18 protein-coding genes are annotated in these 21,194 nt (G+C 64.8%); 15 read left to right on the forward strand and 3 right to left on the reverse strand.

Annotated features, from left to right (window positions below; genetic code table 11):
* Positions 1-95 precede the first annotated feature (95 nt).
* The 6 genes from BOO71_RS14655 (at position 96) to galK (ending at position 7,933) form a co-directional block, all read left to right on the forward strand.
* On the forward strand, positions 96-956 hold the full coding sequence (locus tag BOO71_RS14655) for a carbohydrate ABC transporter permease (protein ID WP_075833646.1): 861 nt from the start codon (positions 96-98) through the stop codon (positions 954-956).
* On the forward strand, positions 953-1,867 hold the full coding sequence (locus BOO71_RS14660; protein WP_075833648.1) for a carbohydrate ABC transporter permease: 915 nt from the start codon (positions 953-955) through the stop codon (positions 1,865-1,867). Before BOO71_RS14655 ends, BOO71_RS14660 begins: the two co-directional genes overlap by 4 nt.
* Before the next feature lie 431 nt (positions 1,868-2,298).
* On the forward strand, positions 2,299-4,308 hold the full coding sequence (locus tag BOO71_RS14665) for a beta-galactosidase (RefSeq protein ID WP_075833650.1): 2,010 nt from the start codon (positions 2,299-2,301) through the stop codon (positions 4,306-4,308).
* Positions 4,301-5,797 carry a glycoside hydrolase family 36 protein gene (locus BOO71_RS14670; protein WP_254843174.1) on the forward strand — a complete coding sequence of 499 codons (1,497 nt, stop codon included), beginning with the start codon at positions 4,301-4,303 and terminating at the stop codon, positions 5,795-5,797. Before BOO71_RS14665 ends, BOO71_RS14670 begins: the two co-directional genes overlap by 8 nt.
* Positions 5,794-6,915: a galactose-1-phosphate uridylyltransferase gene (galT, locus tag BOO71_RS14675; RefSeq protein WP_075833684.1), complete on the forward strand. Its 1,122-nt coding sequence runs from the start codon at positions 5,794-5,796 to the stop codon at positions 6,913-6,915. The genes BOO71_RS14670 and galT overlap by 4 nt, the downstream gene beginning before the upstream one ends.
* Positions 6,902-7,933, forward strand: coding sequence for a galactokinase (gene galK / locus BOO71_RS14680; protein ID WP_175607453.1), 1,032 nt, complete (start codon positions 6,902-6,904; stop codon positions 7,931-7,933). Before galT ends, galK begins: the two co-directional genes overlap by 14 nt.
* A gap of 66 nt (positions 7,934-7,999) precedes the next feature.
* On the opposite strand, the gene BOO71_RS14685 is transcribed toward galK, so the two are convergent.
* Positions 8,000-8,191 (reverse strand): hypothetical protein, encoded by a 192-nt coding sequence (locus tag BOO71_RS14685; RefSeq protein WP_075833656.1) that lies wholly within the window; start codon positions 8,189-8,191, stop codon positions 8,000-8,002.
* Positions 8,192-8,278: 87 nt separating this feature from the next.
* Between BOO71_RS14685 and pulA the strand changes: the two genes are divergently transcribed.
* From pulA to BOO71_RS14725, 9 genes are all read left to right on the forward strand, one after another.
* Positions 8,279-11,338 (forward strand): pullulanase-type alpha-1,6-glucosidase, encoded by a 3,060-nt coding sequence (gene pulA, locus BOO71_RS14690; protein WP_368482879.1) that lies wholly within the window; start codon positions 8,279-8,281, stop codon positions 11,336-11,338.
* A complete protein-coding gene (locus BOO71_RS14695) occupies positions 11,335-11,913 on the forward strand; it encodes an AAA family ATPase (RefSeq protein ID WP_075833660.1) in 579 nt (192 codons plus the stop codon). The genes pulA and BOO71_RS14695 overlap by 4 nt, the downstream gene beginning before the upstream one ends.
* Before the next feature lie 33 nt (positions 11,914-11,946).
* Positions 11,947-12,243, forward strand: coding sequence for a hypothetical protein (locus BOO71_RS27880; RefSeq protein WP_175607454.1), 297 nt, complete (start codon positions 11,947-11,949; stop codon positions 12,241-12,243).
* A gap of 195 nt (positions 12,244-12,438) precedes the next feature.
* On the forward strand, positions 12,439-13,359 hold the full coding sequence (locus tag BOO71_RS14700; protein ID WP_075833662.1) for a glycine betaine ABC transporter substrate-binding protein: 921 nt from the start codon (positions 12,439-12,441) through the stop codon (positions 13,357-13,359).
* A gap of 228 nt (positions 13,360-13,587) precedes the next feature.
* Positions 13,588-14,769, forward strand: a complete 1,182-nt coding sequence (locus BOO71_RS14705; protein WP_083653452.1) for an ABC transporter permease — start codon at positions 13,588-13,590, stop codon at positions 14,767-14,769.
* Between the two features lie 195 nt (positions 14,770-14,964).
* A complete protein-coding gene (locus BOO71_RS14710) occupies positions 14,965-15,909 on the forward strand; it encodes an ABC transporter ATP-binding protein (RefSeq protein ID WP_075833664.1) in 945 nt (314 codons plus the stop codon).
* The gene (locus tag BOO71_RS14715; RefSeq protein WP_075833666.1) at positions 15,906-16,652 is read left to right on the forward strand and encodes an ABC transporter permease; all 747 of its coding nucleotides are present in this window, start codon (positions 15,906-15,908) and stop codon (positions 16,650-16,652) included. Before BOO71_RS14710 ends, BOO71_RS14715 begins: the two co-directional genes overlap by 4 nt.
* A gap of 194 nt (positions 16,653-16,846) precedes the next feature.
* Positions 16,847-17,908, forward strand: coding sequence for a DNA double-strand break repair nuclease NurA (locus BOO71_RS14720; RefSeq protein WP_075833668.1), 1,062 nt, complete (start codon positions 16,847-16,849; stop codon positions 17,906-17,908).
* Positions 17,905-19,740: an ATP-binding protein gene (locus BOO71_RS14725; RefSeq protein ID WP_075833670.1), complete on the forward strand. Its 1,836-nt coding sequence runs from the start codon at positions 17,905-17,907 to the stop codon at positions 19,738-19,740. The genes BOO71_RS14720 and BOO71_RS14725 overlap by 4 nt, the downstream gene beginning before the upstream one ends.
* Positions 19,741-19,846: 106 nt before the next feature.
* Here BOO71_RS14725 and BOO71_RS14730 read toward each other — a convergent pair whose 3' ends face one another.
* Complete coding sequence (locus BOO71_RS14730) at positions 19,847-20,560, reverse strand: anti-sigma factor domain-containing protein (RefSeq protein WP_075833672.1); 714 nt, start codon at positions 20,558-20,560, stop codon at positions 19,847-19,849.
* Between the two features lie 98 nt (positions 20,561-20,658).
* Positions 20,659-21,194, reverse strand: a 536-nt coding sequence (locus BOO71_RS14735) for an RNA polymerase sigma factor (protein ID WP_439823029.1), incomplete at its 5' end; no start/stop codon positions are given.

Below are 21,194 nucleotides of genomic sequence, written 5' to 3' on the forward strand. Positions count from 1 at the left end.
GCCAGCGCACGGACGGTCAGGCACATAGACGAGAGGGGCGCGAACGTTGCACCCCTCTCCCTTCATTTCAAGAGTAGTTGAGGAGGTGCTTGCCTTTGCGATACCGCACGACGCCGTGGTTGTTCCTGACGCCCTTCCTGCTGGCCTTTACCGCGTTTTTCATCGCCCCGGTGGGTTACGCCGTGTACCTGAGCCTGTTCATCAAAAAGCGCAGCGGCTTCGGCCCCGCCAAGAGTGTGTTCGGCGGGCTGGAGAACTACGTCCGGGCCTTCCAGGACACCGCTTTCCTGCAATCGCTGGGCAACATCCTGCTGTTTCTGGCGATCCAGGTGCCGATCATGCTGATCGTGGCCACGGCGATGGCCCTGATTCTGGACAGCGTGAAATCCGGCGCAGCGCAGAAGTTCTTCCGCACCGCTTTCTACCTGCCGTATACCGTGCCCGGCGTGATCGCGGGCTTGCTGTGGGGCTACCTGTACAGCAAGAACCTCTCGCCGCTGAACCAGATCACGGGCTGGAAGACCGACTTTCTCAGCAGCAGCATTCTGCTGTTCAGCATCGGCAATATCGTCACCTGGACGTGGACGGGTTACAACATGATCACGCTGTACGCCGCGCTTCAGAACGTGCCAGGAGACATCTACGAGGCCGCCCGCATTGACGGCGCGAGCAACTGGAGCCTGACGCGCTATATCAAGCTGCCGCTGCTGCGTCCGGCGCTGACCTTGACCGCCATCTTCTCGATCATCGGCACCATGCAGATCTTCTCGGAGCCGTTCGTGCTGCGTCCGCTGGGTTACGTGCCGGACAACATCACGCCCAACACCTACCTGTATCTGGCGGTGGCCCGTGACGGCAACTTCGGCTACGGCGCGGCGCTGGCGATCATCATGGCGCTGTTTACCCTGGTGTTCAGCAGCTTCTTCTTGCGGAACGTTCGGGGAGAATCATCATGACCGTCGGCAATCTGGATCAACTCGAAACCGTCGAGACCGCCCAGGCCCCGCGTCCGTTCAAGCGGCCCCGTCAGGGCTTCTCGCCGATGCAATGGGCCGCCCTTTCTCTGTTCTGCATCTACTCGCTGCTGCCGCTGTGGTGGGTGCTGACCACCATGACCAAGAGCAACGGGCAACTGTATTCCAGCTTCGGGCTGTGGTTTACCTCGCCCAGCAACTTCGCGCAGAACGTGCAGATTCTGTTTACCCGCGACGACGGTATTTTCCTGAAATGGCTGCTCAATTCCCTGCTGTACGCCGGGGCCTCGGCAGTGGGCAGCATGCTGTTCGCCGCGATGGGCGGCTACGCCTTCGCCAAGTTCAATTTCCGGGGCCGCGAACCCATGTTCAACGTCATTCTGGCAACGATCATGGTGCCCAGCACCGCGCTGGCCCTGCCGATCTTTTTGCTGATGCAGCAGATCGGGTTGATCAACACCTACTGGGCCGTGATTCTACCCGGTCTGGTCAATCCTTTCGGTCTGTACCTGATGCGCCTGTTCTGGGACGCCGGATTCCCCACCGATCTGATGGAAGCCGCCCGCATTGACGGCGCGTCCGAGAGCAAGATTTTCTGGCAACTGGGGCTGCCCCTCGTGCGCGGCGGGCTGGTCACGGTGGCGCTGTTTTCGTTCGTGGGCGCGTGGAACAACTTCTTTCTGCCGCTGGTGGTGGTCAACAAGGACACCCTCTTTCCGCTGACGCTGGGGCTTTCTGTGTGGAACCAGACCAGTGCCAGCAGCGGACAGAACCCGATCTACACCGTGATCGTGCTGGGCGCGCTGGTCAGCATTCTGCCGCTGATCATCGCCTTCCTGAGTCTGGGTCGTTACTGGCAGGGCGGGTTGACTTCCGGGGCGACGAAGGGGTGATGTTGCGTGGGCTTAGGCTTTAGCGATTTGCCCCACCCCCCAGCCCTCTACCCAGGGGGCAGGGGGGGCGGCGCTGCGCTAGGCACGAGTTTTCGTGCATTTTGAGCGGCGCAGGATGTTGGCCTTCAGGTCTGATGCCCTGCTTTGTGACGCCGAATGCGGCCCGTCCGCTTAGCGCCCGACGGCCTTCGGTTGCTGCTTAATTGGCGTTTTTGTGCGCTGAATAAAACAAGGACGCCTGGCTTTTAGCTCCTCCCCCCCTGCGGGGGAGGCTGGGAGGGGAGAACCGCAAACGCCTTCCCAGCGCTACCCGAATAAAATTTCGTCCCACATCCCTGGCGATTCAGCCACGAACCCGCCCAATCAATCTCCAGCATCCAGCCCTCAGACCCTTGACCCTTAGACCTCCAGACCCTCCCCAGGACATCCCCATGACCCAATCCAAATCCACCGCCGCCCCACACCTTCAGCTCGGTTCCTGCGATTACCCGGAGCATGTGCCGCCAGACCGCTGGGTTCCCTACGCAAAGCAGCAAAAAGAACTGGGCCTGAGCTATGTCCGCATTGCCGAGTTTGCCTGGAGCCGCATGGAACCGCGTCCCGGCGAGTACGACTGGGCCTGGCTGGACACCGCCATTGACGCCTACCACGCCCAGGGTTTGCGCGTGGTGCTGTGTACGCCCACACCCACGCCGCCCGCGTGGCTGATCCGCGCCCATCCCGAAATTCTGCCCATCGACGCGCAGGGCCGCGTGCGCGAATTTGGAGCGCGGCGGCAGTACGACTTTGCCAGCCCCATCTACCGCGAGCATTCCCAACGCATCACGCGGGCGATGGCCGAGCGCTACGGCGAGCATCCGGCGGTGGCGGGGTGGCAGACCGACAACGAATTCGGCTGTCACAACACGGCCCGCAGTTACGGCGGGGCCAGCGCCGAGGCATTTCCGGTCTGGCTGGAAAAGAAATACGGCACGCTGGACGCTTTAAACGTGGCCTGGGGCAATGTCTTCTGGAGCATGGAATACGACGGCTGGGCGCAGATCAAGCCGCCGAATCTGACCGTGGCCGAGCCGAACCCGTCGCATGTGCTGGACTTCTACCGCTTTGCCTCCGACATGGTGGCCGAGTTTCAGGCCGAGCAGGTGGCCATTCTGCGAGAGCTGTCGCCGGGGCGTTTCGTCACGCACAACTTCATGATTTTTGAAATGGGCTTTGACCACTACGAGGTGGCAAAGGGCCTGGATTTCGTGACCTGGGACAACTATCCGCTGGGGATGCTGGAATTCTTTGCCCCGCCCGGCAGCGGCGAGGATGTAAAGACGCACTTTGCGCGGACGGGGCAGCCGGATCTGATCGCCTTCAACCACGATCTGTACCGGGGCCTGCTGGGCGGAAAGAACGCGCTGGGACGCGACGGCGCAGGCACACCGAATGGCCCCTGGGTCATGGAGCAGCAGTGTGGGCAGGTCAACTGGGCACCCTTCAACCCGCTGCCCGCCGACGGCGCGGTGCAACTGTGGACGGCGCAGGCGTGGGCGCACGGCGCGGATGTCGTCAGCTATTTCCGCTGGCGGGCCGCCACGATGGCGCAGGAGGTCATGCACTCCGGCCTGCTGCGCCACGACGAGACGCCAGACCGGGGCTTTGTGGAAGTGGCCGAGCTGGACACCACGCAGTTCCCGGTGGGCGAGGTCACCGCGAAAGTGGCCGTGCTGCACGACTACGACAGCCTGTGGCTCTACGACGAGCAGAAGCACAGCGCGTCCCTGAGCTACTGGACGCAGACGCTGACCTATTACATGGCGCTGCGTAGCGTGGGCGTGGATGTGGACGTGATTCACGCCGACGCCGATTTGAGCGGCTATGCGGTGATCGTCGCGCCTGCCATCACGCTGGTCTCCAAGGAGCGGGCGGCGCATTGGACGGCGGCAGTGGAAGCCGGGGCAAAGTTGGTCTGCGGCCCGCGCACCGCCTTCCGCACACCGGGCGGCGAGACCTGGGCGGACGGGCAATTTGGCCCGCTGTCGGAACTGGTGGGCGCGAAGCTGCTGCAATACGATTCGCTGCGCCCCACCCTCTCCCAGAAGGTGACCGGGGGCGGCGGCGATTTTGCAGCGCACGCCTGGGCCGAGAGCTACTGCACGCAGAACGCCGAAACGCTTTACAGCTACTCGGGCGGCCCGCTGGACGGCCAGAGCGCGGTGATCCGCAACAGCAACGTGACCGTGATCGGCGCACACAGCGAGAAGCTCGTTGGCACCGTGCTGGCCGAAGTGCTGAGGGGCGCGGACGTGACCGTGACGCCTCTCCCGGACGGCGTGCGCCTCAGCCGCCGGGCGGGGAAAGTCCTGCTTCAGAACTGGAACCCGGACGCGGTGGAGTGGAACGGACAGACGCTGGAGGCAGTCAGCTTTACCGTTTTGGAGTATGGGCATGTCTGAATGGACGCTTGCCATTGACCCGGCCACCGTGCGCGTGCTGATCAGCGGCTACCAGTCCTGGAGCGAGGCCGAACTGCGCCCGCTGACCGACGTGCAGGCCACCCCCCTGATGCAGTGGCGGCAGGAGCAGGGCCACGACCCGGCCTTTCTGCCCAGCGGCGAGGCGGGCGTGTGGCGCAGCCATACCGTGCTGGCGCTGGTTCGCCCGGATGGCGGCGGCTGGGTAGGTGCGGCGCGGGACGCCACGAACAGTTTTATCCACTGGGAAGCGCGGGCCGAGGGCGACTCAGTAGACAGTGGCAGGGTGCGCGTGTCCGGCACGGTGGAAGGCCCAGCCGTGGAACTGACCTGGGATGAGACGGGCGACGTGATCGGCACGCTGGAACGCCGCGCCGCCGAGCTGGGACAGACCATGCACGCCCGCACCCCTGCGCCGCAGCGGGTCTGGTGTAGCTGGTACAGCTATTACCGGGACGTGACGCTGGACGCCATGCTGGAGAACGCCCGACTGGCCCGCGAACACAAGTTGCCCTTTGATGTCTTCCAACTGGACGACGGCTTTCAGAGCGATCTGGGCGACTGGTTCACCGCCTCGGACCATTTTGGGGGCCATGCGCGGGACCTTCCGGCAGGGTTGAAAGAACTGGGCTTCACGGCGGGGCTGTGGCTGGCCCCCTTTCTGGCCTCGCCCACCTCGCAACTGTTCAAGGACCATCCTGAGTGGATGCTGCGCGGCGAGGACGATAAGCCGCTGGCGGTGGGCTACAACTGGGGCGGTGCGTATTACGCGCTGGACACCACGCACCCCGAAGTGCTGGAGTGGCTGCGCGATCTGGCCGCCACCGCACGCGGCTGGGGCTACCCCTACCTGAAGCTGGACTTCCTGTACGGCGCGGCATTGCCTGGGGTGCGGCATGATCCGTCGGTGGGCCGGGCGGCGGCGTACCGCAACGGCCTCCAGGCATTGCGCGACGGCGCGGGAGACGACGCTTTCCTGCTGGGCTGCGGCGCACCGCTCTCCAGCAGCATCGGCATCGTGGACGCCATGCGCACCGGACCGGATGTGGCCCCGCTGTGGGACGAGGAATCGCGCCGGGTGTGGCTGGGCGATGCCACCGGCCCCAGCGCCCGCAACGCGCTGCACACGTCCCTTTCGCGCTGGTATCAGCACTCGTGGTATCAACCGGACCCGGACGTGGCGATCTGCCGCCGCGAACTGAGCCTGCTGAACTCCACAGAACGCCACGCAATAGCCGCCATGCTGGACGTGGTGGGCGGCCTGCGCGCCAGCAGTGACCCGATTGCCATGCTGGACGCCGAAGGGCTGGCGCTGCTGCGGCAATGTCTGGAGATCAGCACGCCGGACCGGCCCCTCACCCTGACCGAGAGTTTCGGCGGCGCACTCACGCACTTCACGCGGGCCACCTTCAACCTGACTGACTCGGGTATCGGTGACCTGCCCGCGCATGGCGCAAAATGGCCGTTATGACCTCCACCGCCGCCAGCCAGACCCATCAGCAGGCCCCATATCAGCAGGACTTTACCAAGCCGGATGGCCGCCCGCTGACCCTGTACGGCTTGCAGCCCATCGTGGTCACGTCCGAGATCCCCAGCCCCAGCCCGGACCCGGTGGACGCCCGCCCGGTCATGCGCTGGCACCCCCTGCGCGGCGAGTGGGTGATGTATGCCGCGCACCGTCTGGGGCGCACCTTTCTGCCACCGCCCGAATACAATCCGCTGGCTCCTACTTCTGATCCTGAGCATCCCACCGAGTTGCCGCGCGGCGAGTACGATCTGGCCGTTTTCGCCAACCGTTTTCCCAGCCTCACGTTGAATGCCCCCAAGCCCCCGCCCGGCCCGGCAGATACGCGGGCGGGCGTGGGCGCGTGTGAAGTCGTGGTGTTCAGCCAGAACGCGGATGGGCGTCTGTCTGATCTCAGCGACGCTCAAATGTCGTTGCTGCTCTCCGTCTGGGCCGACAGAACCTCACGCTTCGCGGCGGGCGGCGTGATCAAAAGCGTGCTGGCCTTTGAAAACCGGGGCGTGGAAGTCGGGGTCACCCTACACCACCCACACGGCCAGATTTACGCCTATGACCACCTTCCACCCGTGGCGACACGGATGCTGGAGATGGCACAGAAGCATCAGGCCGAGACGGGAAATGCCTGGATTGCCGATTTCGTGGCTGCCGAAAGGGAGGCGGGGGAACGCATCGTTCACGACGAGGGCGCGGCGCTGAGCATCGTGCCGCCCTTTGCCCGCTACACCTACGAGACCTGGATTCTCCCGGCGCGTCCGGTGGGCCTGCTCTCTGAGTTGACGGATGACGAGCGCGACGCGTTCGCCCGCACCCTGAAAGACGCCCTGCTGCGCCTGGACGCCCTGTTCGGCGTGCGGATGCCGTATCTGATGACGGTGCATCAAAGCCCCCTGGATGGGCCGCACCCCGAGTTTCCTATGCATATCGAGCTGTACCCGTATCTGCGGGCAGCAGGGCGCATGAAGTATCTGGCCGGAACCGAGCAGGGCGCGGGCGAGTTCGCCAACGACAAATTCCCCGAAGTGGCGGCGGCGGAACTGCGGGCGGTGAATCTTGAAGACGTTTGAAGATGTCTTCGGCAGCGTGCCAGAGGTCACAGCCTCTGCACCGGGCCGGGTGAATCTGCTGGGCGAACACACGGATTATCAGGGCGGTTTCGTGCTGCCCACGGCCATCCCGCAAAGGGCAACGGTGGGCCTGGGCAGAAATGGGACACCCAGTCATGTTCTCTACAGCGCCAACCTCGAAAAGACCCTGCGTGTCCCGGTGGGCGAGGTGGGCACCGAGTTCGCCCCCTATCTGACGGGCTGCCTGAAGCTGAGCGGCGTGACGGAAGGGCTGAACGTCCACATTTCCAGCGAGGTACCCAGCGGCGGCCTGAGCAGCAGCGCGGCGTTGGAAGTCGCCACCCTGCGGGCCTTGCGGGAGCTGTACGGGTTGGACCTGGACGACGTAGCTCTGGCCCTGCGTGGCGTGCAGGTGGAGCATGAATTTGTGGGCGTCAAATGCGGTGTGATGGACCAGCTTGCCAGCAGTCTGGCCGATACCCGCACCATGTTGCTGGTGGACACCCGCAGCCTGGAACGCCGCGCCGTGCCGTTTCCGGCCGGGGCCGAGGTGCTGGTGATGGATTCCGGCGTGCCGCGCCGTCTGGCCGAGAGCGGCTACAACGAGCGCCGCGCCCAGGTGGAGGAAGCCGCCCGGTTGCTGGGCGTCAAGGAACTGCGTGATGTGACCGACATCAGCGTCGTGGAGTCTCTCCCCTCACCGCTGAAGGAACGCGCCCGCCATGTGGTCAGCGAGAACGCCCGCGTGCTGGAAGGGTTAGAGGCCGATGCCACCCAGTTCGGCCTGTTGATGAACGCCACGCACGCCAGCCTGCGCGACGATTACGCCGTGTCTCACCCACTGGTGGACGATCTGGTGGCGTTGTTGCAAGCCCAACCGGACGTGTTCGGGGCACGGATCACCGGGGCGGGGTTTGGCGGTGCAGTGGTGGCGCTGGTACGGGAGGGGACAGCGGCAGAAGTCGGCGTGGCGGTGCTGGCCGATTACGGGACTTTGGGGAGCGTGGTTGTGCCGTAACCCGCTGGACAGAGAAAGGGGAGGCATTCCGTCTGGAAGCCTCCCCTCTCTGCTGTTCAGGCCGCGCTAAATCGAGACCCGGCCCGGCAGGGTGGTGGTGTCCTCCGGCTCCTCAAAACCGATGTCGGGGTTGCCGGGGCCGTCCTGCACCACATCCGGGTTTTTCTCATAACGCTGTGGAATCTTGCGCAGGCTCTCGGCGTCGCTGTGGTTCTCTGGCACTTCATCAAAATGCTCGTTGCTGGTGTGTCCGGTCATGCCCCCACGCTAAACGGCAGGGGCGGCGGCTGGGTGTGTCAAAGGTCAAGGCGGGTTCAGCCACAGCGTTTTACACTGATCCCACACATGAAACCCACAGCGATGAAGAATCTGGCAACGCTCCTGACCCTCGCGCTGGCGGCCTCGGCGGCGGCACAGACTTCCACAGCGCAGACTTTCCTTCCAGCGCCGCCCACGCTGCTGGCCCAGGCCAGTCCTGTGGCCGCCCCGCCTGTTCCCGCCAACACCGCCCGCATCAACTATTACCGCCTGGACGGCAAATATGATGGCTGGGGCCTGCACGTCTGGGAGGACACCTCCAGGCCCACCGAATGGACCGCGCCACTAAACCAGACGGGCAAGAGCGATTTCGGGGTGTACTGGGACGTGCCGATGAAAACCGACTGGAAGAAACTGAATTTCATCATCCACAAGGGCGACGAGAAAGACCCCGGCCCGGATATGACGCTGCCTGCCGAGAAAGGCGCTCAGGCGTGGATCGTCAGCGGCAACCCGGCGGTCAACACCACCAGACCCGACACCAGTGTGCGGCAAGTGGGCGATCTGATGAAGCAACAGGCCATTATGCTGGGGCGCGATACGGTGGCGGTCAAGCCGGGATTCGCGCAGCCGGGCGCGTTCCTGACCCTGTACACCGCCCCCGACGCCTCGCTGAAGCTGACTCCGGCAGGGGTGGACGGCGGCACGACGCTGACGCTGGAAGAGGTGGAGGGCGGCCTGACCCCCGAACTGAAGGCCAAGGTTCCGTATCTGGCCAATTACACGCTGCTGCGCGTGCGTGAGGAAGACCGGGGCAGGATCGAGACGGCCCTGAAAGGCCAGTTGGCGATGTCCTCGGTGATGCCCGACGGCACGGTGCTGGACGCGACGGGGGTGCAGACGGCCTGGGCGCTGGATGACCTGTACGCCTACAGCGGGCCGCTGGGCGTGGCCTGGGCGGGCGATAAACCGACGGTACGCGTCTGGGCACCCACCGCGCAGGACGTGAAGCTGCGCCTCAGCGACGCGGACGGCAAGAACGAGAAAACCGTGGCCATGACCCGCGATAAGAGTGGCGTGTGGACGGCGGCGGGCGACGCGAGCTGGAAGAACCGCGCCTACCTGTTTGAAACCAGAGTGTTCGCGCCCAGCACGGGCAAGATCGAGACCAACCTCGTCACCGATCCGTATTCCGTGGCCCTGACGCTGAACAGCACGCGCAGCCTCCTGACTGACCTGAATGACGCGGCACAGAAGCCTGCCGGGTGGGACACGCTCAAAAAGCCCGCCCTGAATTCGGTGAATGACCTCAGCTTCTATGAGCTGCATCTGCGCGACTTCAGCGCCGCCGACGCGACGGTTCCGGCGGCAGAGCGCGGCACGTATCTGGCCTTCACCCAGAGCGGCAGCGACGGCATGAAGCATCTGAAGGCGCTGGCCGACGCGGGCCTCAAGGCCATTCATCTGCTGCCCACCTTCGACATCGCCACCATCAACGAGGACAAGTCGCAGTGGAAATCGCCGGGCGATCTGGGCAAATTCCCGCCGAACAGCGACGAGCAGCAGAAAGCCGTGAACGCCGTCAAGGACGCCGACGCCTATAACTGGGGCTATGACCCCTACCACTACATGGTGCCGGAGGGCAGTTACGCGGTGAAGCCGGGCGAGCGCACGAAGGAATACCGCCAGATGGTCATGGCCCTGAACGCCTCGGGGTTGCGCGTGATTCAGGACGTGGTGTTCAACCACACCAACGCCAATGGGCAGGCCGAGCGCAGCGTGCTGGACAGGATCGTCCCCGGCTATTACCACCGCCTGAACGTGGACGGCGGCGTGGAGAACAGCACCTGTTGCTCCAACACCGCCACCGAACACAGCATGATGCGCCGCCTGATGATCGACACGCTGGTACTGATGGCGCGGCAGTACAGGGTGGACGGCTTCCGCTTCGATCTGATGGGCCATCACCTCGTTTCCGACATGAAGGCGGCGCGGGCCGCCCTGGACGCCCTGACGGTGCAGAAAGACGGCGTGGACGGCAGGAAAATCTACCTGTACGGCGAGGGCTGGGACTTTGGCGAGGTGCAGGGCAACAAGCGCGGCGTGAATGCCACGCAGGTCAACATGTACGGGCAGGGCATCGGCACCTTCAATGACCGGATTCGGGACGCGGTGCGCGGCGGCAACCCCTTCGGCGGCTTGCAGGAACAGGGCTTTGCCACCGGACTGGTGGGCCTGCCCAACGGCCAGAAGGGCGACACCGACGCGGCCAAGCTGCTTCAGCTTTCCGATTTGCTGCGGGTGGGCCTGACGGGCAACCTGCGCGACTACAAACTGACGAACGCGGCGGGACAGACCGTGACCGGGGCGGGCATCAAATACGGCGATTCACCCGCCGGGTACGCGGCCAGCCCACAGGAAACCATCAACTACGCCAGCGCACACGACAACCAGACGCTGTTCGACGCCGTGCTGCTCAAGGCCCCGCAGAACGCGACGGGGGCGCAGCGCACGCGGATGCAGAATCTCGCCAACAGCCTGATCCTGCTGGGCCAGGGTTTGCCGTTCAGCACGTCGGGCGACGATCTGCTGCGCTCCAAGAGCTTCGACACCGACAGCTATAACAGCGGCGACTGGTTTAACACCATCGACTGGACGGGCAAAACCAACGGCTTTGGCCGGGGCCTGCCGCCCGCCGAGAAAAACGCCGACAACTGGAACCTGTACCGCAGGGTTCTGGGCAACGCGGCCCTGAAACCCAGCCCAGCCGATATTGGGCGGGCCTCCGACTCCTACCGCGAATTCCTGCGGGTGCGCTATTCCTCAGACCTGTTCCGGTTGGAGACGGCGGCGAAGGTGCAGCAGAGCCTGACTTTTCTGAACACTGGCCCCAAACAGCTTCCGGGCGTCATTGCCATGAAACTCAGCGGCGCGGTGAGTGCCACGAATCCCTATCAAAATATCGTGGTGGTCTTCAACGGCAGCGGGAAAGACGTGACCGTGACCGACGCGAAACTGGCGGGCCTGAATCTGAGCCTGCATCCTGCTCTGGCCGCCAGCACCGATTCCATCGTCAAGGCGAGCAAATACGCGGGCAACGGCGTGACCGTGCCGGGACTGACAACAGCGGTGTTCGTCGGGAAATGAGTGAAAAGCCGCTGCTCGTCCTCGTGACGGGCGTGCCGGGCAGTGGCAAGACCACGCTGGCCGCCGCCCTGAACGAGAGCCTGGGCTTTGCCCTGTTGTCGCGCGATGACTTTCAGGTGCGGTTGTGGAACCTGTGGCAGGATCAGCCCGATCTGCTGCCACAGGTTCCCAGAGCGCACTGGGCGGCGTATTACGCCACGGTGGATGCTCTGCTGACTGCGGGTGTCAGCGTAATAGCCGAGGGCAGCGTCCACACCACGCGCGGCGCGGCGGAAATTGCGGAGCTGCTGCCCAAAGCCGACGCGGCGGTCATTCATTGCGTGGCCCCAAAAGCCGTGACCCACGAGCGTTTCCGCAGTCGCGCGGGCGTGGGCCGCCGCATCCATCCGGCCTACACCGACGCCGAGAACCTCCGGCAGATGGAGGAGAACCCGTCCCGCTGGGCGCACTTTGAGCGGTCCGTGGCGCTGGACATCCCCAAACTGATTGTGGAGACCGCAGACGGCTATCAGCCTGAACTGAGAGACATTCTGGAGTTCATCTGGGACGGTGGGACGGCTTCACTCAGTGGTTGAAGGCACACCAATATCGGCAATCCATCCTGGCCCATGCAGCCATTCTGCTGTGCCGACTTCCACACCCAACCCACTCTTGCAGGTCACCCACGCCATGCTCCTGGGGCTTCAGAACTGCTTCAAAAACCTGAAGTAGAAAGCCCCGAAAATCATGACAATCCCGATATTCGCCAGCAGCCGTTCTCCGAACCGGTTCCTGAAGAACAGAAGATCCACGGTGATCACCAGAGCCACCATCAGCGCGATAAAAATCCCCAAGACTCCACTCCTGCTCATTTTGAGTACCTCACGGCGACTATAGGCGGCTCAACATGCCAGGAAATTTCGTGATCAGCAGCAGATTAAGAATCGGCCTGGAAATTTGATAGGAGGGGTCAGTCTGTCTCCCCGAATCTGAGAGAAATGAGAGCCAGGGGCACAAATTCACGCCACTGTCTGGCGTTAGCCTTTCTTTTGTACCTGAGCCAGAGAAATACACTCAGCACCATCCCCACATCTCATCTGCATTTGACCTGGAGGTCTTCCATGAAAGTATCCACCCTGACCCGTTCCACCCTGGCCCTGCTGGCCGCCTCATTGCTGGCCGCCGCTTCTGCCAAGCCGATCATCGTGGGCAGCAAGCTCGATCCCGAAGCGCAGATTCTGGGGCAGATGATCCTGCTGACCCTCAAGAACGCGGGCCTTGAAACCACCGACAAGACCAATCTGGGCGATACCGGCGTGAACCGCAAGGCCATCCTGGCCGGGGAAATCGACGTGTATCCCGAATACACCGGCAACGCGGTCTACCTGTTCCCGGCGGCCAAGATCACGCCCAAGCAGGCGGGCAACCCCGGTACCATCTACGGTCTGGCACGGCAACTGGACAGCAAGAACGGCATCACCTGGCTCAAGCCGGCCAATGTCAACAACACCTGGGTGATCTCGGTGCCGCAGAAACTGGCGACGGCGGAGAAGCTCAAGAGCGTGGCCGATCTGGCGAAATACGTCAATGGCGGCGGCAAGTTCAAGATCGCGGGCAGCCCTGAGTACTTCAACCGCCCCGACACCTTCCCGGCCTTCGAGGCCGCCTACGGTTTCAAGCTCAAGCCCGATCAGAAGCTGGTGCTGGCGGGCGCGACGCCTCCGCAGGCGCAACAGGCCGCCAGTAACGGCACCAACGGCGTGAACGCGGCGATGGCTTACGGCACCGACGGCACACTGGCGGCCCTGAGCATGGTGGCCCTGACCGATCCCAAGGGCGCGCAGTTCGTGTATCAGCCTGCGCCGATCATCCGCACCAGCACCCTCAAGGAAAACCCGCAGGTGGAAGCGGCACTGAACAAGGTGTTCGCCAGCCTGAACGCCAGCACCCTGCAAGGGCTGAACGCCAAGGTGGCGCTGGAAGGCCGCACCCCGCAGGCCGTGGCCGAGGAATACCTGAAATCCAAGAATCTGATCAAGTAAGCAGATTTTTCAGAGCGGGCGGTGGAGGGGTCGGAGCAAACGGCACTCCATCGCCCCTTTTCTATCGCCTCTTCTTCATCTTTCAACAAGAAGTAAAGCGGATTGGGCAGTAAAGCACCCCGTCCTCCTCAATGATGGGAATGTTTTTCCGCCCACCCTTGCCTCCGCCCCTGCCACCGTGCCCCTGATCCCGACTCCGAGGAGCTTCCTCTTGACCGTTCTGAACGCATGACCACCTCTACGCTGAGTCCACAGGCCAAGCCTCGCCACCTCGCCGCCTCGCCGGATGTGCAACTGATCTTCTGGCTGGGCGGCGCGCTGATGCTGGTGGCCTGCTTCCTGCCGTGGGCGCTGCTGCGGCCCAACCGTCTGGCATCTGGCATGTATATGAATCTGCCTGTGGTCTGGATGGTGCTGAACGCGCTGCTGGCGCTGGCCGTTCCAGTCTCGGCCCGGTTCCTGCCGCGCCTGACTCCACTGCTGAGTGGCGCAGCCCTGGCGCTGGGCTTTTACCTGCTGGGGGCGCGGATGACCGCCGCCATGCTGGATCAGCCGGAAATTGCGCGGGCCAGCGCCAGCAGTGGGCTGTGGGTGTGGTTGCTGGGAGCGGGGATTGCCGTGTATGGGGCCAGTCAACTGGCTTTGCCGGAGCGCTTCTGGAGCTGGCTGGCGTGGCTGTGGCTGCCCGTGCTGATTGTTCTGGCCCTGAGCGGACAACTGGCCGACTGGTCTGTGCTGCGCGAGCTGGATGCCCAGCAGGCCCGCTTCTTGCAGGAGGTGGGGCAACACCTGAAACTGGTGCTGACCGGGCTGGGTCTGGCGGTATTGATCGGTGCGCCGCTGGCGGTGTGGGTGTCGCGGCGGCCCCGTGCGGCAGAGGCGGTGCTGGGCTTTGCCAACGGTATCCAGACCATTCCCAGTCTGGCGCTGCTGGGCCTGCTGATCGCGCCGCTGGGGGCGCTGGCAAATGCGCTGCCGTTTCTGCGGCAACTGGGCGTCAGCGGCATCGGCACGGCCCCGGCCCTGACTGCGCTGACGCTGTACGCGCTGCTGCCCGTGCTGAGAAACGGTCTGGTGGCTCTGCGCGGCGTGTCACCCGGCGCGCTGGACGCCGCGCGCGGCATGGGCATGACCGACAACCAGCGCTTCTGGCGGGTGCAGTTGCCGCTGGCACTGCCCGTGTGGCTGTCCGGTATCCGGCAGGCGGCGGTGCTGCTGGTGGGCGTCGCCAGCATCGCGCAACTGATCGGCGCGGGTGGGCTGGGCTATTTCATCTTCAGCGGCCTGCAAACGGCGGCCAGTGACCTGATTCTGCTGGGCGCGATTCCCGCCGCGCTGCTGGCGATTGGCGTGGACGCCCTGCTGCGCGGCCTGGAAGTGCTGCTGACCCGGCAATGGGGGAAGGCGTGATCCGCAGTCCAGGGGGCAAAAGGTCTAAGGATCTAGGAGTGTTGACCCCTCTCCCCGCGTGTGTGACTCGCAGAGCAGCACATCGGCGGAAGGCTGAGGGGACCACCCGACAACCTCGAAACCCAGCAAGTGACCGGGGGGCTTTCCCTACAGCCCACAACCCACATCCCACATCCCAAGCCCCCCGGAGCAACCATGATTGAACTTCAGAACCTGGAAAAGAAGTACGTCAACGAGACCTCCGGCGAGACCTTCTACGCCGTCAAAGACCTGAGTCTCGTCTTTCCAGATGGGAAAATTACCGCGCTGCTGGGGCCTTCGGGCTGTGGCAAGACCACCACGCTGCGGATGATCAACCGCCTGACCGAGCCGACGGGCGGCAAGATTTTGCTGGACGGGCAGGACATCATGGCCCAGCGCCCGGAAGACCTGCGGCGGCAGATCGGCTACGTGATCCAGCAGATCGGGCTGTTTCCGCACCTGAGCGTGTTGCAGAACGTCGCCACCGTACCGGACCTGCTGGGCCGTCCGAAGGCGCAGACGCGGGAGCGGGCGCGCGAGCTGCTGGAGCTGGTGGGCCTGGAACCGGGACAGTTTGGGGGCAAGCATCCGCACGAGCTGTCCGGTGGGCAGGCCCAGCGGGTGGGCGTGGCGCGGGCGCTGGCCGCCGATCCCCCGGTGCTGCTGATGGACGAACCCTTCGGCGCGCTCGATCCGCTGGCCCGCGACAAGTTGCAGGAGGCGTTTCTGGACATCCAGCGGCGCTTGCAGAAAACCATCGTGCTGGTCACGCACGACATCGACGAGGCGCTGCGCCTGGGAGACCGCGTGGCCCTGCTGAACGCCGGGGAGCTGGCCCAGTTCGGCACGCCCAACGATCTGGTACGCCACCCCGAGAGCGAATTCGTGCGGCAGTTTCTGGGCGAGGACGCGCTGCTGCGCCAACTGGCGGGCCTGCGCGCCTCCCAACTGGCCCAACCCGGCGACGCCACGGGCCTGCCGCAGATCAGCGGTTCGCTGAATGTCCGTAGCGCCCTGAGCGTCATGCTGGGCCAGCGTTCGGACGCCCTGGCCGTGCTGGACGCGGATGGGCAGATTGAGGGCGTCCTGACCTGGCAGGCGCTGGAAGAGGCGGGATGACCACAGTTCGCGCGACTGGGACGCGCCGCCCCTCCTCCGCGCTGTGGCTGGCGCTGCTGTGGCCCGCGCTGCTGCTGATCTGCCTGATTCCGGGGGTGCTGTCCAACCTGTTCGCGCCGCTGTCGGCAGGGATTCCGCCTGAAACCGGAGACCGCCCCCTATGGCGCTTGACCCTGATTCACCTTGAACTGGTGCTGGGCGCGGAACTGATCGTGCTGCTGATCGGCGTGCCGCTGGCGGTGTTCGTGACCCGTCCGGGCCGCGCCGCGCTGATGCGCCTGACCGAGACGATCACGGGGCTGGGGCAGACCGTGCCCACCATCGCCATTCTCGCGCTGGCCGTGCCGACGCTGGGGCTGGGGCTGCCGCCCACCGTGCTGGGGCTGGTGCTGTACGGGCTGGTGCCGGTGGTGTCCAACGGCATTGCGGGCCTGCTGGCGGTAGATGCGGGCGTGCTGGACGCGGCGCGCGGCGTGGGCATGACGCCCCGGCAGCGGCTGATGCGGGTGGAGTTGCCCCTGAGCCTGCCCGTGCTGATGGCCGGAATCCGCACCAGCACGGTCTACAACGTTGGCACCGCAACGATTGGCGCGGCGCTGGGCGCGGGCGGTCTGGGCAGTCTGATCATCAACGGGCTGTCGCAGCAAAATACGGGACTGGTATTGATCGGCGCGGTGCTGGCCGGGTTGCTGGCGCTGAGTCTGGACGCGCTGCTGGCACTGGTTTCTCCGAGCGGGCGGTAGCCAGACGTTACGATGAAAGGCGAACCCCTCTGCTTCGCAGCTTTGCAAGTCCGCCCCTTTGGGGCACCTCCCCCTAGAAAGGAGGCAAGAGTTGCGGAATTGCCCGGCCAGCAGTGTTCCTTGGCTCCCTTTTGAGGGGAGCTGGCTGCGAAGCAGACTGAGGGGTTTCCCTTTCCCGCCCTACAATGCCCCACATGCGGATTCGTCTCGACCCCTGGCCTGTGGATACCCAGGATGGACAGCTTACTTTGAAGCCCTTCGCCGGACTGGTTTTTAATGCAGAAACGGAAGCGTGGGCCGCCATTGCGCCGCGCGATATTCCGGCGCGGCTCAGGCGCGTGCTGGTGGTGGACGGCAAACCACGCATGGAGGCCCGCCTGCTGCTGGACGACGAGGCGGGTGGAATGAGTCTGGCCGGATTCGGCGCGTTCGTGGCGGGCGCGGTGGACCTGTGTCCGCACGGCACGCGGCAGGCCGAGTTGCTGGAAGTGGCCGCCCAGCGCGTGCTGGCCTACAGCAACGAGGGCGGCGCGGCGGTGGAAATGACCCGCCTCAGCCCGCGCAATCCGCATACCGGGCGGCTGGAATACACGCCGCACGTCTTCACAGGCAGTCAGTTGGAAGGCGCAAAGAGTAAGGTGCAGCGCCTGATGCTGGACGCGGAGGCCGAGCTGAGCCACAGACTGGCCTCTGCCCTGCCGCTGGACGAGCATGATCCGAATGCCCTGCCCGATACGCTGGTCTTACAGGACGGCCCGGTGCGGATCGGTGGCGCGGGCCGCGCGGTGCTGGGCTACGTTAAGACCCTGCACACCGATTACCTGGGCGCAGACCGGATTGGATTGCTGGGCACGCTGAAGCCGGGTGAACGCACCCCCGTCCTGCGCTTTCGTGTGGGCGATCAGGGCGACGGACAGGGTTCCGAGGGCCGTGAGCAGCGCTTTACCTGGTACGTGCGCCTGTGCGACCCGCCGTTTTATCAACACCCGCTGGCAGGCGTGATGCGCCTGGAAATGCACGCCCCCGAAGATACGGACTTCGTGCCGCGCGGCGTGCTGGACATTGCCAACCTGTCAGGGCAGCTGCTGTGCAAGCTGGCCAGCCAGCCCCACAAGGACGCCCGCGCACCGCAGAACCTGATTCCCACCGCCGCGCTGGAACAGGCGATGGGCCGCGCGATGGGCCGCGCCGAACTCGTGACGCGCCGCATCCGCTCGCATCTGGCGCGCGAATTAGGTAAGGAGGCGGTGGCATGACCGGCACCTCAGACGCCCGGATTGGCATGGTGCTGGGCACCGAGGACGTGACGCCCACCGTCTTCTGGTTCGCCGTCAGTGCGGGCGCAAGCGTGCAACTGGATGACCTGATCGTGGTGGAAACCCTCAAACCCGATGGCCGTCCGGTGCGCTTCTACGGTCTGGTAGACAGCGTTCGCAAACGCCATGAGGGCGTGACCTTTGAGACCGATGTGGAGGACGTGGTGGCCGGAATCCTGCCCGCCAGCGTCAGCTACGCGGCGCGGGTGCTGGTCACGCGGGTTGACCCCGAGAACTTCATCCCGCCCCAGCCCGGCGACACCGTGCGGCACGCGCGCGGCGACGATCTGAAGATGGCCCTCAGCGCCGACAAGATGGGGCAGGCCAGCTTTCCCGGTGGCCTTCTGGCGGACGGTCAGCCCCTGCCCCTGAACTTCCGCTTCGTCAACGGCGAGAGCGGCGGCCACATCAACATCTCCGGCATTTCGGGCGTGGCGACGAAAACCTCGTATGCCCTCTTTTTGCTGCACAGCATCTTCCGCAGCGGCGTGATGGACCGCGTGGCCCAGGAAAGTGGCGGGCGCATGGCGGGCAGCGCGGGCGGGCGGGCCATCATCTTCAACGTCAAGGGCGAGGATTTGCTGTTTCTGGACCAGCCCAACCGCAAGGTGGCCGACAAGGAAGCCGAGGCGGGCGCAAGCAAGGGTTTTGCCAGTGACCGCTACGCCATGCTGGGCCTGCCGATGACCCCCTTCCGCGACACCCAGTTTCTGGCCCCGCCGCGCGCTGGGGCAACGGGGAGCGCCATCGTCCCGCACACCGATCAGCGCTCGGAGGGCATCACCCCCTTCATCTTCACCCTGCGCGAGTTCTGCGCCAATCGCCTGTTGCAATACGTCTTCTCGGACGCGGGCAGCAGCCTGAATCTGGGCTTCGTGATCGGCAACATCGAGGAAAAACTGTTCCGATTGGCCGGGGCACAGACGGATAAGGGAACGGGCCTCAAGGTGGACGACTGGCAGGTGGAGCTGAGTGAGGTGCCGCCCGAGGACCTTGAATTTGGCGATCTGGGCGGCATCAACCTCCGCACCTTTGACCAGTTGATCTCCTACATAGAATTCAAGCTGCTGGAGGACCGCGACGGCGAGGGTGATCCCAAATGGGTGCTGAAGCAGGCCCCCGGCACCCTGCGCGCCTTTACCCGGCGGCTGCGCGGCGTGCAGAAGCACCTGACTCCCCTGATTCGCGGTGACCTGACCGAAGCCGAGGCCACCCGCTACCGCCCCAACCTGCTGAGCGGCGCGCAACTGAGCGTGGTGGACATCCACAACCTGTCCGGCCCGGCGCAGATGTTCGTGGTGGGCGTGCTGCTGCGACAGGTCTTTGACCACAAAGAGAAATACGGGCGGCAGGACACCGTCTTCGTGGTGCTGGACGAGCTGAACAAGTACGCCCCGCGCGACGACGGCAGCCCGATCAAGGACATCCTGCTGGAGATTGCCGAGCGCGGGCGTTCGCTGGGCATCATCCTGATCGGCGCGCAGCAGACCGCTTCAGAGGTGGAGCGGCGCATCGTCTCCAACGCCGCCATCCGCGTGGTGGGCCGCCTGGACCTGGCCGAGGCCGAGCGTCCCGAATACCGCTTTCTGCCCCAGAGCTTCCGCGCCCGCGCCGGAATCCTGCAACCCGGCACCATGCTGGTCTCTCAGCCCGACGTGCCCAACCCCGTGCTGGTCAACTACCCCTTCCCGGCCTGGGCCACGCGCGGCGACGAGGTGGACGATCTGGGCAGGCGCGACGTGGTGGAAGTGGGCGAGGACTGGCTGCACTGAACTGGGCATAAAAAAGTGCCCTTCCGGGCATCATCAATGCCGAAAGCGACATCGGCATACAGAAAGGCATGAGCGGTCAACCAGAGGGACCGCTCATGCCTTTTCGCTACAACTGCTGCACCAGAATCGGCGTGGTGGTGGGCTGCGCGCTGCCGCCAGGCGGCTCCACGCTGACCGCCAGGGTCAGGCCGTTGGGGGCGTCCTGCACCAGCTTGCCCTGCCCGTCGATCACGCCCAGCGATACCGGGGTCTGGCCCTCAATCTTCCACAACTGGTAGACCTGCCCCTGCGGCGGCGCGGCAGCCAGGTACAGAAAAGCGGTGCCGTCACGCAAGCGCACCACCTGGCCGATCTGGGATTTGTCCGCGCCGGTCAATGGCTGACTCACGGCTCCGGGCATGCCCGCATAACGGGTGAGCGGATCATTGGGAGGGCGCAGCGCGAAGAACAGCGCCAGCGCGGCGGCCAGTCCCAGCGTCCCCAGTCCCAGGGTCCAGTTTCTTCTGTTCGTGGCGGCAGCATTCTCTGAGCCGGACGGTTGCCGTAGATCAGAGAAGGGCACATTGGCACTGGGGCCAGTGATCCGGGCCAGTTGCGAGGGTCTCTCGGCGCTCAGGCGGGCCATCAATCGGTCAGCCGCTCCCTGGGGCACCTGACCGGGCGGCAGGCGCTCCGGCAGGGCGTGCAGGGTGGCCATATCGCTGCGGTACTCGGCCAGCAGGGCAGGGTCAGCCTGGAGGGCCGCCTGAACACGCGCCTCGTCCTGCGGCGACAGGGTTCCCAGTGCCAGGGCGATCAGATCGTCTGTTTGAATGGACATGCGTGTTCACCTGCCTTCTGCTCAGCGCCGCCACAATAAAGCGTGGGCGTTCCGATTTGAGCATATGGGATGAGAAATCGTAAAGAGGGGGCGGAGGGTCAGATGGTGCCGGATGATTCCAACAGGGTCTTCATGCGGCCCAGGGCCGAGCGGAGGCGTGATTTGACGGTGCCCACAGGCAGTCCCAGCAACACAGCCAGTTCGCTGTGGGTGTAGCCCCGGTAGTAGGCCAGTTCGACCAGCTTGCGGTGTTCCGGCTCCAGCCCCTGCACCGCCTGCTCCGCCATCAGGCGGTCAGTGGGATCGGCAGCGGCGGTAGGCGCATCCCAGTCTTCGATCTCCAGGGACGTATCGGGGCGGTCACGCAATTCCTGCAAAAAACGGTGGTGCGCGATGCTGACCAGCCAGGTCTTGACGCTGGCCCGCGCGGGATCGAAACGCGCTGCATGCTTCCAGGCGTTCATAAAAGCATCCTGCACACAACTTTCGACATCGTCGGTCTGGCGCAGCATCCGGTAGCCCAGGGCGTAAAGTAAGCGGGCATACCGTTCATGAAGCTCGCGCAGGGCGTCTTCCTGCCCGCCCGCCATGGCCTGCATCAGTGCCTCGTCGGGAAAATCGGGGGGGAGGGTGG

Source organism: Deinococcus marmoris, from assembly GCF_001949125.1.
GTDB lineage: Bacteria > Deinococcota > Deinococci > Deinococcales > Deinococcaceae > Deinococcus > Deinococcus marmoris_A.

Excerpts from the sequence above, each read along its gene's own strand:
- BOO71_RS14660 (WP_075833648.1), top strand. The coding sequence starts at position 953 with ATGACCGTCGGCAATCTGGATCAACTCGAAACCGTCGAGACCGCCCAG.
- BOO71_RS14665 (WP_075833650.1), top strand. The coding sequence starts at position 2,299 with ATGACCCAATCCAAATCCACCGCCGCCCCACACCTTCAGCTCGGTTCC.
- BOO71_RS14670 (WP_254843174.1), top strand. The coding sequence starts at position 4,301 with ATGTCTGAATGGACGCTTGCCATTGACCCGGCCACCGTGCGCGTGCTG.
- galT (WP_075833684.1), top strand. The coding sequence starts at position 5,794 with ATGACCTCCACCGCCGCCAGCCAGACCCATCAGCAGGCCCCATATCAG.
- BOO71_RS14685 (WP_075833656.1), bottom strand. The coding sequence starts at position 8,191 with ATGACCGGACACACCAGCAACGAGCATTTTGATGAAGTGCCAGAGAAC.
- pulA (WP_368482879.1), top strand. The coding sequence starts at position 8,279 with ATGAAACCCACAGCGATGAAGAATCTGGCAACGCTCCTGACCCTCGCG.
- BOO71_RS14695 (WP_075833660.1), top strand. The coding sequence starts at position 11,335 with ATGAGTGAAAAGCCGCTGCTCGTCCTCGTGACGGGCGTGCCGGGCAGT.
- BOO71_RS27880 (WP_175607454.1), top strand. The coding sequence starts at position 11,947 with ATGCAGCCATTCTGCTGTGCCGACTTCCACACCCAACCCACTCTTGCA.
- BOO71_RS14700 (WP_075833662.1), top strand. The coding sequence starts at position 12,439 with ATGAAAGTATCCACCCTGACCCGTTCCACCCTGGCCCTGCTGGCCGCC.
- BOO71_RS14705 (WP_083653452.1), top strand. The coding sequence starts at position 13,588 with ATGACCACCTCTACGCTGAGTCCACAGGCCAAGCCTCGCCACCTCGCC.
- BOO71_RS14710 (WP_075833664.1), top strand. The coding sequence starts at position 14,965 with ATGATTGAACTTCAGAACCTGGAAAAGAAGTACGTCAACGAGACCTCC.
- BOO71_RS14715 (WP_075833666.1), top strand. The coding sequence starts at position 15,906 with ATGACCACAGTTCGCGCGACTGGGACGCGCCGCCCCTCCTCCGCGCTG.
- BOO71_RS14720 (WP_075833668.1), top strand. The coding sequence starts at position 16,847 with ATGCGGATTCGTCTCGACCCCTGGCCTGTGGATACCCAGGATGGACAG.
- BOO71_RS14725 (WP_075833670.1), top strand. The coding sequence starts at position 17,905 with ATGACCGGCACCTCAGACGCCCGGATTGGCATGGTGCTGGGCACCGAG.
- BOO71_RS14730 (WP_075833672.1), bottom strand. The coding sequence starts at position 20,560 with ATGTCCATTCAAACAGACGATCTGATCGCCCTGGCACTGGGAACCCTG.